At 58.7% G+C, this 15219-nt stretch carries 8 protein-coding genes; 7 read left to right on the top strand and 1 reads right to left on the bottom strand.

What is annotated here, in order from left to right; genetic code table 11:
- Positions 1 to 216: 216 nt before the first annotated feature.
- The 5 genes from flgB (at position 217) to AC1DVF_RS17945 (ending at position 8923) form a co-directional block, all read left to right on the top strand.
- A complete protein-coding gene (flgB, locus tag AC1DVF_RS17965; protein ID WP_477782900.1) occupies positions 217 to 624 on the top strand; it encodes a flagellar basal body rod protein FlgB in 408 nt (135 codons plus the stop codon).
- Between the two features lie 3 nt (positions 625 to 627).
- The gene (gene flgC, locus AC1DVF_RS17960) at positions 628 to 1071 is read left to right on the top strand and encodes a flagellar basal body rod protein FlgC (RefSeq protein ID WP_099756939.1); all 444 of its coding nucleotides are present in this window, start codon (positions 628 to 630) and stop codon (positions 1069 to 1071) included.
- 15 nt (positions 1072 to 1086) lie between these two features.
- Positions 1087 to 1812 carry a flagellar hook assembly protein FlgD gene (gene flgD, locus AC1DVF_RS17955; RefSeq protein ID WP_093442110.1) on the top strand — a complete coding sequence of 242 codons (726 nt, stop codon included), beginning with the start codon at positions 1087 to 1089 and terminating at the stop codon, positions 1810 to 1812.
- 30 nt (positions 1813 to 1842) lie between these two features.
- Positions 1843 to 3174 carry a flagellar hook protein FlgE gene (gene flgE, locus AC1DVF_RS17950; RefSeq protein ID WP_093442114.1) on the top strand — a complete coding sequence of 444 codons (1332 nt, stop codon included), beginning with the start codon at positions 1843 to 1845 and terminating at the stop codon, positions 3172 to 3174.
- Between the two features lie 604 nt (positions 3175 to 3778).
- Positions 3779 to 8923 (top strand): beta strand repeat-containing protein, encoded by a 5145-nt coding sequence (locus AC1DVF_RS17945; protein WP_477782899.1) that lies wholly within the window; start codon positions 3779 to 3781, stop codon positions 8921 to 8923.
- Positions 8924 to 9092: 169 nt separating this feature from the next.
- Here the strand turns inward: AC1DVF_RS17945 and AC1DVF_RS17940 are convergent, their stop codons facing one another.
- Positions 9093 to 11987, bottom strand: a complete 2895-nt coding sequence (locus AC1DVF_RS17940) for a ribonucleoside-diphosphate reductase subunit alpha (protein ID WP_186624801.1) — start codon at positions 11985 to 11987, stop codon at positions 9093 to 9095.
- Between the two features lie 856 nt (positions 11988 to 12843).
- Between AC1DVF_RS17940 and AC1DVF_RS17935 the strand changes: the two genes are divergently transcribed.
- Positions 12844 to 13566, top strand: a complete 723-nt coding sequence (locus AC1DVF_RS17935) for a response regulator (protein ID WP_093442121.1) — start codon at positions 12844 to 12846, stop codon at positions 13564 to 13566.
- On the top strand, positions 13563 to 15173 hold the full coding sequence (locus tag AC1DVF_RS17930; RefSeq protein WP_194934161.1) for an ATP-binding protein: 1611 nt from the start codon (positions 13563 to 13565) through the stop codon (positions 15171 to 15173). The genes AC1DVF_RS17935 and AC1DVF_RS17930 overlap by 4 nt, the downstream gene beginning before the upstream one ends.
- Positions 15174 to 15219 lie beyond the last annotated feature (46 nt).

The raw sequence follows: 15219 nt of genomic DNA, 5'->3' as shown, positions 1-15219 counted from the left end.
ATCGCGAGCAGGCTCACTCCTACAGGGGATCGTGGTGTGTATGAGATGGACGGCAAGCGGCAGAAAAGCGGCATCCGGCGGACACCGGTTGCCGCTTTTCTGGCATTGCCGCTTTGCCGACTCCCTGCAAAGCCCCGGTTTATGCGGCTTTTGTGGTTTGGCACGGCGCTTGCTAGAGCTCAGTTACGAAAAACCGGTCACCYRAAGGTTYCCGMCATGAGCATCAGCTTCGATAAAGCGCTCGGYATYCACGAAMAGGCMYTKGGCTTYCGCGCCMAGCGTGCCGAAGTKCTGGCCAACAACATCGCCAACGCCGAYACCCCGAACTACAAGGCTCGGGAYCTGGATTTCTCCAAAGTGCTTGAAGCACAGACCCAGAAAAATGCGAACGGCACCATCGCCCTGAACATGACCAACAGCCGTCACATCGAAGCTGAAGGCCTGGGCAATGGCGACGAATCGCTGATGTATCGCACGCCGATGCAACCGTCGATCGACCAGAACACCGTGGACGCTCAACTGGAACAGTCGAACTACGCGGAAAACGCCGTCGGCTTCCAGGCCAGCTTCACCCTGCTCAACAGCAAATTCAAAGGGCTGGTGTCAGCCCTGCGCGGAGAGTAATCCATGTCCCTGTCCAGCGTTTTCAACATTGCCGGCAGCGGCATGAGCGCACAAACCACGCGTCTGAACACCGTGGCGTCGAACATCGCCAACGCCGAAACCGTCTCGTCGAGCATCGACCAGACCTATCGCGCCCGTCACCCGGTATTCGCCACCATGTTCCAGGGCGGCCAGAGCAGCGGCAGCAACTCGCTGTTCCAGAGCCAGGACGCGGCCGGTCAGGGCGTACAGGTGCTCGGTGTGGTCGAAGACCAGAGCAACCTCGAAGCGCGTTACGAGCCGAACCATCCGGCGGCCGACGCCAAAGGCTACGTCTACTACCCGAACGTCAACGTGGTGGAAGAAATGGCTGACATGATTTCCGCGAGCCGCTCGTTCCAGACCAACGCCGAAATGATGAACACCGCCAAAACCATGATGCAGAAGGTACTGACCCTCGGTCAGTAATAAGGGGCGACTGCCATGAGTGTTTCCGATACCACCAGCAGCCTGAGCATGAATGACATCCTGGCGAACTCGTCGAAAAAGACCAGTTCGACCACCGGTGGCATTGCTTCGGCGACCAACAGCGCCACCGGCGGCCAGGCACTGGGCAAGGATGCGTTCCTGCAATTGCTGGTCACCCAGCTGAAAAACCAGAACCCGCTTGATCCGCAGGACAACAGTGCCTTCGTTGCGCAGTTGGCACAGTTCAGCAGCCTTGAGGGGATCACCACCCTCAACAGCACTGTCAGCTCGCTGGCTGGCAACTACAACTCCTCGCAGGCGTTGCAGGCTTCGTCGCTGGTGGGCCGCAATGTGATCGTGCAGACCAACTCGGTTCAGCTCGACGATCCGAGCAAAGGCATGACCGGCTCGGTCAGCGTTCCGTCGTCGATTGCCGGCGGCACCGTCAGCATCACCGACAGCAGCGGCACGGTGGTTCGCACCATCGATCTGGGCAGCCGCGCCGCAGGCAGCGCGAGCTTCACCTGGGACGGCAAGGACAAGGACGGCAACGTGGTCAAGACCGGTACCTATACCGTCAAGGCCAACGCATCGATCAATGGCACCTCGACCGATATGGCGACCTACCTGCCGGCCACCGTCACCAGCGTGACGATCAGCCAGACCGGCGGCGAGCTGATGCTCAACCTGTCCGGCAAGGGCACTGTTGCCCTGTCCAAAGTACAAACCATTGGTATATAGAGCCGACTAACCGGCACAAAGGAGTGGAATATGTCTTTCAATATCGGCCTTAGCGGTCTCTATGCAGCCAACAAGCAACTGGACGTGACCGGCAACAACATCGCCAACGTCGCGACCGCCGGTTTCAAATCGTCCCGTGCAGAATTCGAAGACGTCTACTCGGCCACTCGCCTGGGTAGCGGCAGCAAAGTGATTGGCAACGGCGTGCGCCTGGCCAATGTTTCCCAGCAGTTCACCCAGGGTGACATCAACAACACCGGTAACGTGCTGGACATGGGCATCAACGGTTCGGGCTTCTTCACCATGAGCAACAACGGCTCGGTGTCCTACACCCGTGCCGGTACGTTCAAGGTCGACAACGCCGGTTACATCACCAACACCGACTACACCTCGCGCCTGCAGGGTTACGGCGTGGACGCCAATGGCAAGATCATCAACGGTGTGTTGACCGACCTGAAGATCGATACCTCGAACCTGGCGCCGAAATCGACTTCCCTGGTGACGTCGAGCATCAACTTGAACTCGACTGCGCCGGTGATCAACGACACAGTGGCGGCCGGCAAGTTTGATCCGAGCAAGCTTGAGACGTACACGAAGAGCTTCAGCACTCCGATCTACGACTCGCAGGGCAACTCGCACGTCATGGATCAGTACATGGTGAAAACCGGCCAAAACACTTGGAAGGTTTACACCCTGGTGGACGGGCGTAATCCGGATGCAACCGGTAGCAATCCACTCACGACGCCTCCAACTGCTTCGACACTGACGTTTGACAGTTCGGGCAATCTGACTCAGGTCAGCACACCTAATCCGGCGGATCCGGCCAATCCGATCATCAGCAGCGACTTGAAGCTGGCCAATTGGAAGCCGGGCAACGTGGTCAACGGTAACTTTGTACCTAACGGCGCAGCAGCCAACACGGCTGGCGTGACCATCTCCATGTCCAAGACCACTCAGTACAACGCTGACACCGCGCGTTCGATTCCGACTCAGGACGGTTACGCCACTGGCCAGATCACCAACCTGACCATCGACGGCACCGGTACTTTGTTCGCCAACTTCAGCAACAACCAGAGCAAGGCCATCGGCCAGGTTGCGCTGGCCAGCTTCACCAACGAACAAGGCCTGCAGGCTATCGGTGGCACCAGCTGGAAAGAGACGTTTGCTTCGGGTATCCCGGGCTACGATGCACCGGAAACCGGTACCTTGGGTTCGATCGCTTCCAACTCGCTGGAAGAGTCGAACGTTAACCTGACCAACGAACTGGTAGACCTGATCAAGGGCCAGAGCAACTATCAGGCGAACGCCAAGACCATTTCCACTCAGAGCACCATCATGCAGACCATCATTCAGATGACCTGATGTGATCTGAGAGCTGCACTGAAAACCGACGCGCCAATGCGTCGGTTTTTTTTGGCGTAGTATTTGGGACGTGTGTTCAGCTATCTACCGTTTGTCGGTCGCTGTGGTGTGGAACTTGCACTCTCGGGAAGCGGTGGCGGTGCGCGTCAAACTTTCATTCACTCCGCCTGTTTGCAAGCTGGGCCTAAGGTCCGGTGGCTTGGAAGCCATCAGTAGTCACCAGGGATGCGACACTTTGAACAGTCATGATTACGTCAGTGCGCCGATTGCGGTGCCAGCGCTCGACGGCCTCCGGCCGGGCCGTATATGCCCGCACTGCCCGGGCATTGCCGGTTGCCCTGTCAGTGCCCCCTCATTCAAACCGATTGAAATCAATTCTCCTGTTGTCGGGTTCACACAGCAACGTCTGCGCGGCCGATGTCGTGCGCGGTGATTTTTCTGATCGTGTCGAGCATCACCGCCCCCAGCCCAAAGCGGTCGGATTTTTCAAAATGCTCAAGCCTTTTTGCAATCAAGCCTTACGTGCATCAGAGAGGGTGAGTCCTCAGCGCCAGGCGATTTGACGCAGTTTCCAACACAAGCACACTCACACAAGGAAGATGTAATGGCGGTAATTTATGGGTCCAATGGTGCAGATTCGCTGGTAGGTACCATCGGCGATGATCAAATACGTGGTTTGGCGGGCGATGACGTTTTGAATGGTGGGGATGGCAACGACCTTCTCATTGGTGGCGAAGGGGCTGATCAGCTCATTGGTGGCGCAGGTTTCGACACCGCCAGCTACGAAGACGCCAATCAGGGAGTCGGCGTGACGATCAACCTGAAAACCGGCGTTAACTCCGGTCTTGCGGCGGGCGATACGTTCAACGGTATTGAGGCGTTTCGCGGTACCAGTTACACCGACAACTTTGTCGCCGACGCTTCGGCCAACACGTTTGATGGTGTGATCGGCTACGACACCTTGAGCTACGCCACCTCCGAGCAGGCGATCAACCTGACGTTGACCGGCGTCAATGGTACCGGTCTGGGCGGCGATGCGCAGGGTGATGCCTTCAGTAACATGGACGTGGTTATCGGTACCGCGTTCGATGACGTCTTTACCCTGAACTCTGGCAGCACGAGCGTCTATGGTGGCGCCGGTAACGACGTCTACATCATCAATGGTCCCTGGACTGGTGGCATCGGTGAAGGCGCCGGTGGCGGCGATGATGAGATTCGTACCAATCAGATCAAAATAAGCATGAGTGGCGAAATCGAGCGCCTGACGTATACCGGCACCGGCAACTTCACCGGTATAGGCAGTGCAGGCAACAACGTCATCACCGGCGGTGTCGGCAACGATGTGCTGATCGGTGGTGCGGGTGCCGACCAGTTGATTGGCGGCGCAGGTTTCGACACGGCCAGCTACGAAGACGCCAACCAGGGTATCGGTGTGACGATCAACCTGAAAACCGGGGTTCACACCAGTCTGGCTGCGGGTGATACGTTCAACGGTATCGAGGCGTTTCGCGGCACCAGTTACACCGACAATTTTGTCGCCGACGCCACGGCCACCTCTTTTGATGGTGCGGGCGGCTACGACACCTTGAGCTATGCCACCTCCGAGCAGGCGATCAACCTGACGCTGACCGGCGTCAATGGCACCGGTCTGGGCGGTGATGCGCAGGGTGATAGTTTCAGCAACCTGGAAGCAGTTGTCGGCACTGCATTCGATGATGTTTTTACCCTTAACTCTGGTAGCACAAGCGTCAGTGGTGGCGCCGGTAACGACGTCTATATCATCAATGGTCCCTGGGCGGGCGGGATAGGTGAAGGCGCCGGTGGCGGCGATGATGAGATTCGTACCAACCAGCTCAAAATGGGCATGAGTGGCGACATCGAGCGCCTGACGTATACCGGCACCGGTAACTTCACTGGCATCGGCAGTACAGGCAACAACATCATCACCGGCGGCGTTGGCAACGACGTGTTGATCGGTGGTGCGGGTGCCGACCAGTTGATTGGCGGCGCGGGTTTTGACACGGCCAGCTACGAAGACGCCAACCAGGGTGTCGGCGTGACGATCAACCTGAAAACCGGGATTCACACCAGTCTGGCGGCGGGTGATACGTTCAACGGTATCGAGGCATTTCGTGGTACCAGTTACACCGACAATTTTGTCGCCGACGCCACGGCCACCTCGTTTGATGGTGCGGGCGGTTATGACACCTTGAGCTACGCCAGCTCCGAGCAGGCGATCAACCTGACGCTGACCGGCGTCAACGGCACCGGTCTGGGCGGCGATGCGCAGGGTGATACCTTCAGCAACATGGAAGCGGTTATCGGCACGGCGTTCGATGACGTCTTTACCCTGAACTCCGGCAGCGCGAGCGTCGGTGGTGGCGCCGGCAACGATGTCTACATCATCAATGGTCCTTGGACAGGTGGCATCGGTGAAGCCGCCGGTGGTGGTGATGATGAAATCCGTACCAACCAGACCAGTATGGGCATGAGCGGCGAAGTCGAGCGCTTGACCTATACCGGGACGGGTAACTTCACCGGTACTGGCAACGCTGGCGACAACATCATCACCGGCGGCGCTGGCAACGATGTGCTCCTCGGCGGTGCAGGTGCCGACAAATTGATTGGCGGCGCCGGTATCGACGTTGCCAGCTATGAGGACAGCCTTGCTGCGGGTGTCACGGTCAACCTGAAAACCGGTGTACACACAGGCTTCGCTGCAGGCGATACTTTCTCCGGTATCGAAATCATTCGTGGCAGCAAGAACGGTGACACGTTCTTCGGTGACGCGCAGGCCAACATTTTTGATGGCGGCACCGCGGGTGGCGTCGATACCGTCGATTACTCGTTGTCGGCGCAGGCCGTGAACATCACGCTTACCACGCTCGGCGCCGGCAGTGGTCAGGGCGGCGACGCGCAGGGCGATACCTTTACCAATATCGAGAAAGTCGTCGGTTCGGACTTCGACGATGTGTTTGTCAGCGGCTCCGCAGCCTCCCTGTTCCAGGGCGGGGCGGGTAACGATCTGTACATCATCAACGGCTCGCCCAATCAGTCGGTCATTGAATTGGCGGGTGGAGGTGACGACGAAATACGCACCTCGCTGAGCAGCATGACCTTGAGTCCTGAAGTCGAACGCCTGACCTATACCGGCACCGGTAACTTCACCGGTACAGGCAATGCGGGCAACAACATCATCACCGGTGGCGTTGGCAACGACGTACTAATGGGGGGTGCGGGTGCGGACCTCTTCATCGGTGGCGCGGGCCTCGATACCGTCTCCTACGACGACTCCACCGTAGGCGTGACGATCAACCAGAAAACCGGTATTCACACGGGCATTGCTGCTGGCGATACCTTTGAGGGTATCGAAGTCATTCGCGGCTCCAAATACAGTGACACGTTCATGGCCGGCGCCGCTGCCGACAAGTTCGACGGCGGTACGGCCGGCCCGGACAACATGGACGTCATCGACTATTCGCAGTCTGGCGCGGCCATCAACCTGACGTTGGTTTCCGGAACTGGCACCGGGACCGGTGGTGATGCCGAGGGCGATTCGTTCTCTGGAATYGAAAAGGTGATCGGTTCGGGGTATGACGATGTGTTCACCACTTCCACGTCCGGCTCCTTCACCCTACAGGGTGGTGCGGGCAACGACGTCTACATCGTCAACGCCGGTGCCTCGGCGGTGATCGTCGAAGCGCAGGGCGGCGGCGACGACGAAGTGCGTACCAACCAGCTCAGCATGGGGCTGCACAATAACGTCGAGCGCCTGACTTACACCGGCACGGGCAACTTCACCGGTCGCGGTAATGCCAGCGACAACATCATCACCGGTGGCGCTGGCAACGATACCTTGCTGGGCGGTGCGGGTGCCGACAGCTTTATCGGTGGTGCCGGTACGGACACCGTCAGTTATGACGACAGCACGGTGGCGGTGACGCTCAATTTCAAGACGGGCGTATACAGCGGCATCGCCGCAGGTGACACCTTCACCGATATCGAACTGATTCGCGGCACGCAGTACGCCGATACATTTATCGCCGGCGCGGGTGCCGACRAGTTCGACGGTGCTACGGGCATTGATGTGGCGGATTACTCGCAATCCACTCAGGGCGTGACGCTGACATTGGGTGCTGCCGGTGTCGGCTCTGGCACGGGCACGGGTGGCGATGCCGAGGGAGACAGTTTTTACGGTATCGAATCCATCATCGGCTCGGCTTACAACGACGTCTTTATCGCCAATGCCAACTCGACCGGTTTCACTGTGCAAGGTGGTTTGGGCGACGATGTTTACGTCCTCAACAACGCAAACTATGGCGCTATCATCGAACTGGCTGGCGGCGGTAATGATGAAGTGCGCACCAATCAGTCTTACTACCTCATGAATGCCGGGATCGAGCGCTTGACCTATACCGGTACCGGGATGTTCCAGGCGCGAGGCAATGCGCTCGATAACGTCATCACGGGCGGGGCCGGGGACGACATTTTGATGGGGGGCGATGGCGGCGACACGTTTATCGGTGGCGATGGTTTCGATACGGTCAGCTATAACGACGTCGGGCCGGTAGGCGTGGTCATCAATCTCAAAACTGGCGAGCACACCGCTATAGCCAAGGGCGATACCTTCCAGAGCATCGAGAAGTTCGTCGGCTCGGGACGCGACGACACCTTCATCGGTAATGATCAAATCAACAATTTTGACGGTGCTTTCGGGCGCGACACGGTGAGCTTCGCCTTTGAAAGCTCAGCCATCACGCTTGATCTCACTCAGCCATTGACCGGTGCCGCAGCAGGCGACACCTACACCAACATCGAAAACTGGGAAGGCACTGCATTCAATGACACGTTGATCGGTGGTGCCGGCGCCGAGACGTTTATTGGTGGCAAGGGCGCTGACTTTATCGATGGCGGTGCAGGTGTTTCCGATGAAGCCTGGTACATCGGCAGCTCGGCTGCGGTGCAAGTCGACTTGCTGGCCAATACAGTCACCGGCGGTGATGCGAGCGGCGATGTACTGGTCAATATTGAGGGGCTGCACGGCTCGTCATTCAACGACACCCTGACCGGGAACGCTGCCTGGAACACCCTCTATGGTGGAGCAGGGAATGACCTGATCTACGGCGGGGACGGCAACGACTCGATTTATGGCGGCAACTACGAGCCTTACGCGATCAACGGTCCGGATCGCAGCGGTCCGGCCGAGGCGGATCAGCTGTTTGGCGGCAATGGCAACGACAGCATGTTCAGCGCCAACAACGATGTCGGCAGCATCCTGCACGGTGATGCCGGTAACGACGATATTAACGTTTACGCCGGTATTGCCTATGGTGATGACGGCAGTGACTCGCTGGTGGGCAATGGGCCTGAATATCAGCTGTTTGGCGGCGCGGGTTCCGACACCTTGATCATGTTCGGCGGTGGGTATGCCTACGGCGGTGAGGGCAGCGATACCTACAAGGTGTATTCGTCGACCAATGTGATGATCAAGGACGATGGTCTTCAAGGCGGCGATAGAGTCGAGCTGCAGAATATCAAGTCGTATGCCGATGTGATCATCAAGACCGACGGCACCAATGCCTACATCTTCAATGCTGTGGAGTGGAATGCCGGTAAGCAGAGCAACGCGGTGATTCTTGCGGACTGGTATGCAGGCTCGAACACCATCGAAACCTTCGCTACTGCCAATGGTGATACGTTCACCATTCCAGTAGTGGGGCAGGCGATGGCCGAGTCCTTTATGGTCTGATGAGGTACTGAAAGCACAATGAGCGGCGAAACCTGTAACCGGGTTTCGCCGTTTTTTTGCTTCAATATTTACTCCAGCCAAAAGAAAACCCCCGACACACCAGAAGTCTGTCGGGGGTTTCTTTTGCCTGGAAGAATCAGACGTCTCGCAACGCCTGACTCAGCTCAGCTTATTGGCAAGCTTCGCAATCCGGCTCGTCAATCGCGCAAGCCTTTGGCACTGGCGCAGGACCGGCAGGAGCTGCCAGAACCGAATCGTCGCCGTGGTTGCCGCCGCTGGAAACAGCGTTCAGCTTGCCGGTGTTGATGGTCGACTTCTCGGTGCTGGTCGCGGCCAGGGCACGGAGGTAGTAAGTGGTTTTCAGACCACGGTACCAGGCCATGCGGTAGGTCACGTCGAGCTTCTTGCCCGATGCGCCGGCGATGTACAGGTTCAGCGATTGGGCCTGGTCGATCCACTTCTGACGACGGCTGGCCGCGTCAACGATCCACTTGGTGTCCACTTCGAACGCGGTTGCGTAGAGCTCTTTGAGTTCTTGCGGGATGCGCTCGATCTGCTGAACCGAACCGTCGTAGTACTTCAGGTCGTTGATCATGACCGAGTCCCACAGACCGCGAGCCTTGAGGTCGCGAACCAGGTACGGGTTGATCACGGTGAATTCGCCCGACAGGTTCGATTTCACATACAGGTTCTGGTAGGTCGGTTCGATCGACTGCGATACGCCGGTGATGTTGGCGATGGTCGCGGTCGGTGCGATGGCCATGATGTTGGAGTTACGAATGCCTTTCTGTACACGGGCGCGAACCGGTGCCCAGTCGAGGGTTTCGTTCAGGTCGACATCGATGTACTTCTGGCCACGGGCTTCGATCAGGATCTGTTGCGAATCCAGCGGCAGGATGCCTTTGGACCACAGCGAACCCTGGAACGTCTCGTACGCGCCACGCTCGTCAGCCAGGTCGCAGGACGCCTGGATCGCGTAGTAGCTGACCGCTTCCATCGACTTGTCGGCGAACTCGACGGCAGCGTCGGAACCGTAAGGGATGTGCTGCAGGTACAGCGCGTCCTGGAAGCCCATGATGCCCAGACCGACCGGACGGTGCTTGAAGTTGGAGTTCTTCGCTTGTGGCACCGAGTAGTAGTTGATGTCGATAACGTTATCGAGCATGCGTACGGCGGTGTTCACGGTGCGTTCCAGCTTGGCGGTGTCCAGCTTGCCATCCACGATGTGGTTCGGCAGGTTGATCGAGCCCAGGTTGCAAACAGCGATCTCGTCCTTGTTGGTGTTCAAGGTGATCTCGGTGCACAGGTTCGAGCTGTGAACCACGCCGACGTGCTGCTGCGGGCTGCGCAGGTTGCACGGGTCTTTGAAGGTCAGCCATGGGTGGCCGGTTTCAAACAGCATGGAGAGCATTTTGCGCCACAGGTCTTTGGCCTGGATGGTCTTGAACAGTTTGACCTTGCCTGGGTATTCGGTCAGGGCTTCGTAGTACTCGTAGCGCTCTTCGAAGGCTTTGCCGGTCAGGTCGTGCAGGTCCGGTACTTCGGATGGCGAGAACAGGGTCCACTTGCCGTCATCGAAGACACGCTTCATGAACAGGTCAGGGATCCAGTTGGCGGTGTTCATGTCGTGGGTACGACGACGATCATCACCGGTGTTCTTGCGCAGTTCGATGAACTCTTCGATGTCCATGTGCCAGGTTTCCAGGTAGGCACAGACAGCGCCTTTGCGCTTGCCACCCTGGTTAACGGCTACAGCGGTGTCGTTCACCACTTTGAGGAACGGCACAACGCCTTGCGACTTGCCGTTGGTGCCCTTGATGTACGAACCCAGAGCGCGAACAGGCGTCCAGTCGTTGCCCAGGCCGCCGGCGAATTTCGACAACATGGCGTTGTCGTGGATCGCGTGGTAGATGCCCGACAGGTCATCCGGCACGGTGGTCAGGTAGCAGCTCGACAGCTGTGGACGCAGGGTACCGGCGTTGAACAGGGTCGGGGTCGACGACATGTAGTCGAAGGACGACAGCAGGTTGTAGAACTCGATCGCACGGTCTTCTTTCTGCTTCTCTTCGATCGCCAGGCCCATGGCCACGCGCATGAAGAAGATCTGCGGCAGTTCGAAACGCACGCCATCCTTGTGGATGAAGTAACGGTCGTACAGGGTCTGCAGGCCCAGGTAGGTGAATTGCTGATCACGCTCGTGGTTGATCGCCTTGCCCAGTTTTTCCAGGTCGAAGGAAGCCAGCACAGGGTTCAGCAGTTCGAACTCGATACCTTTGGCGATGTAAGCCGGCAGTGCCTTGGCGTACAGGTCGGCCATTTCGTGGTGAGTGGCGCTTTCGGCCACACCGAGGAAACCCAGACCTTCGGCACGCAGGGTGTCCATCAGCAGGCGGGCGGTCACGAACGAGTAGTTCGGCTCACGCTCGACCAGGGTACGGGCGGTCATCACCAGGGCGGTGTTGACGTCGGTCAGGGCCACGCCGTCGTACAGGTTTTTCAGGGTTTCGCGCTGGATCAGGTCGCCGTCGACTTCTTCCAGACCTTCGCAGGCCTCGGTGACGATGGTGTTCAGGCGGCCCATGTCGAGCGGCGCCAGGCTGCCGTCGGCACGGGTGATGCGGATCGACGGGTGAGCGTTGACCGCTTCTTCGGCCGGCGCGTGGGCAGCGCGTTCTTTCGAACGACCGTCACGGTAGATCACGTAGTCGCGAGCGACTTTCTGCTCACCGGCACGCATCAGGGCCAGTTCGACCTGGTCCTGGATTTCTTCGATGTGGATGGTGCCACCCGACGGCATGCGACGCTTGAAGGTCGCGGTGACCTGTTCGGTCAGACGGGCAACGGTGTCATGGATTCGCGACGAAGCGGCAGCGGTGCCGCCTTCAACTGCGAGGAACGCTTTGGTGATAGCGACGGTGATCTTGTCATCGGTGTAAGGAACGACAGTGCCATTGCGCTTGATCACGCGCAGTTGACCAGGCGCGGTGGCTGCCAGATCCGAATTCGAATCAGCGGCCTGCGGCAAGGTGCCCTGCGGGTTCTCGCGAGTTGTGTCGGTTTGCATGGGGGGTGGTCTCCACATTCTCTATGTTTGTTTGGGCACCATCATGGTGCCCACCGTTCTGTCCAGAAGCACTACAGCCGACGGGCGTCGGGTATAACAACTTCGGGACAGTAGGAAAAAAGGCTGATGAAGCCGCATCCTTGCCGAAGTTTTTGGCTACGAGCCAGGGCTCGAGCCGGATTCCTTCCCGGGTGACAGTAATGACTGCAACACCCGTACCGTTCTCGCCGCTGCGAGCTAAAAAACGGTGCCATCCGCAAGTGCGGTTTGGGCTTTGAAAAACTTGCTTGGTTCAACCGGAAACAGGCAATAAATCGCTTGAGTTTCAGGTCTGAAATGTGGTTGGGCGTTTAAGCGGAAAACCCTATATGTAGGGTCTCTCCCTGCGCCGTGCTACAAGATAATGCGTTTTACGGGTGCTTGCAACGTACTAGCTGTGGATAAACCTGTGCGTAAATTGTGTAAGAAATCCGGAATTCGCGTGTAGGCCGCGAACCTGCTGAGCTAGACCGTCTGTCACTGTTTTTTCACCGGGAAAAACGCTTCAGCGGATTTTTAAGGGCGCGAACCCTATCACAAAAAACGGCCTTGTCCGAACGCATTTACCGACTTGTGTTCTGGCTGTACGCCGTTTATACAATCGGCCCATGCGCAGGCATTCTTATCCTCCTCAAACATGACAAAAGGTCGGGAGGATCTGAAGCTGTGGGAGCGAGCCCGCTCGCGAATGCGCTATGTCAGCTGACTCAGATGTTGGCTGATACGACGCCTTCGCGAGCAGGCTCGCTCCCACAGGGAATTGTGTTGAGGCAGACGTTCCTCCTTTATTAATAACAATAGAAAGCAGAGGTCAGCGGTGGAGCAACAAGCCTTTGAGGTATTGATCGTCGAGGATGACCAGCGGCTGGCCGAATTGACGCGCGACTACCTGCAAGCCAATGGACTGCGCGTGGATATCGAAGGCAACGGGGCGCTGGCGGCTGCGCGGATCATCCAGGAGCAGCCGGATCTGGTGATCCTTGATCTGATGCTGCCGGGCGAGGATGGCCTGAGCATCTGTCGCAAGGTGCGCAATCAGTATGACGGGCCGATTCTGATGCTCACCGCGCGCACCGACGATGCCGATCAGATCCACGGGCTCGATCTCGGTGCCGACGATTACGTGTGCAAACCGGTGCGCCCACGTCTGTTGCTGGCACGAATCCAGGCGTTGCTGCGCCGTAGCGACACACCTGAACCGCTCGCCGAAAAATCCCGCCGTCTGCAATTCGGCCCGCTGGTGGTCGATAACGCCTTGCGTGAAGCGTGGCTGAGCGACAGCGGCATCGAGCTGACCAGCGCCGAGTTCGATCTGCTCTGGCTGTTGGTGTCCAACGCCGGGCGGATTCTGTCCCGCGAAGAAATCTTCACTGCACTGCGCGGCATCGGCTATGACGGTCAGGACCGTTCGATTGATGTGCGCATCTCGCGCATCCGCCCGAAAATCGGCGACGACCCCGACCATCCACGCCTGATCAAGACCATTCGCAGCAAAGGTTATCTGTTCGTTCCTGAAGCCTGCGTAGACCTGCCTCTGTGAACTCGATCTTCCTGCGCATCTACGGCGGCATGTGCGCAGCGCTGATTCTGGTGGCGGTGCTCGGCGTGCTGGCGCTGAATCTGCTCAATCAGGTGCGCAGCGAGCAGTATCGCGAGCGGCTGGCCCACGGCACGTTCTCGCTGATGGCCGACAACCTGCAACCGATGAATGAAACCGAGCGCCATCGCGCGTTGCTGGTGTGGGAGCGTTTGCTGGGGATCCCGCTGGCGCTGAAGAAGTTTGCCGAGACCGATCTCGATCTGACCCAGCGCACCCGCGTGCAACGGGGGCAGGCGTTGGTCGAGCAGACCGGTCCGCACGCAGCGAAGGTTTACCGGATGGTCAGCGACAAGGAACAGCTCGTACTGGTGGGTGAAGTTCAGCAGATCAGCGAGCAACTGGCCCGCGCAACCATTTACCTGCTGGCCGATGAACTGGTGCGCGTGCCGGTCGCAGAGCAACCCAAGCGCCTCGCACAGATAAAGGAAGAGAAGGGCTTCGGTTTCGATCTGCGCCTGGTCACGGTGAATGACGCCGACATGGACGAAGACCAGAGCCGCCGCGTGGCCGAAGGCGACACGGTGATGGCGCTGGGCAAGGGCGGCGATTCGATCCGCGTGTTTGCCGGCATGGTCGGCACGCCGTGGGTGCTGGAAATCGGACCGCTGTACCAGATGAACCCGTACCCGCCGGAATGGCTGGTGCTGATCGCTGCACTCGGCCTGACCCTGATCGGCCTCATCGTTTATCTGTTGGTGCGCCAGCTCGAACGCCGTTTACGCGGCCTCGAAGCGGCGGCCACGCGGATTGCCAAGGGCAGCCTGGAAACCCGTGTGCCGGCGCGCGGTGCCGACTCGGTCGGGCGTCTGGCGGCGGCGTTCAACGGCATGGCCGAGCACTTGCAGCAGCTACTGGCAATCCAGCGCGAATTGGTGCGTGCGGTCTCTCATGAACTTCGCACGCCGGTGGCGCGTCTGCGTTTCGGTCTGGAAATGATCGGCTCGGCGACCACGCCGCAAGCGCTGGAGAAGTACCGCGAAGGCATGGATCACGACATCGAGGACCTCGATAAACTGGTCGATGAAATGCTCACCTATGCGCGACTGGAGCAGGGTTCGCCGGCGCTGACGTTCCAGCGCATCGATCTGGATGCGCTGGTCAATCAGGTGATTGAGGAGCTGGCGCCGCTGCGTGCCGAGGTCACGGTGCAGCGTGGTTTGTGCCTGTCTGCGGCGGATAACGATGATGCCTGGGTCGAAGCCGAGCCGCGTTATCTGCATCGGGCGCTACAGAACCTGGTGAGCAACGCCATGCGCCATGCGCGTTCGAAGGTGACGGTCAGTTATCAGGTCGGGCAATTGCGCTGCCGCGTCGACGTCGAGGATGACGGCCCGGGCGTGCCGGAAGTGGCGTGGGAGCGGATTTTCACGCCGTTTCTACGCCTGGATGACAGCCGTACGCGGGCGTCGGGCGGGCATGGCCTGGGCTTGTCGATTGTGCGACGGATCATTCACTGGCACGACGGTCGGGCGATCATTGGCAAGAGCAAGAGTCTGGGTGGGGCTTGCTTTAGCCTGAGTTGGCCGAGAAATCAGGAACGTCGTTGAGTCTTGTGTTGGTTGGGCAGGCCTCATCGCGAGCAGGCTCACTCCT

This window comes from Pseudomonas sp. P4_D7 (assembly GCF_056401755.1).
Note: the sequence above shows the minus strand (reverse complement) of the source record. Positions and strands in the feature narration are given on the sequence as shown.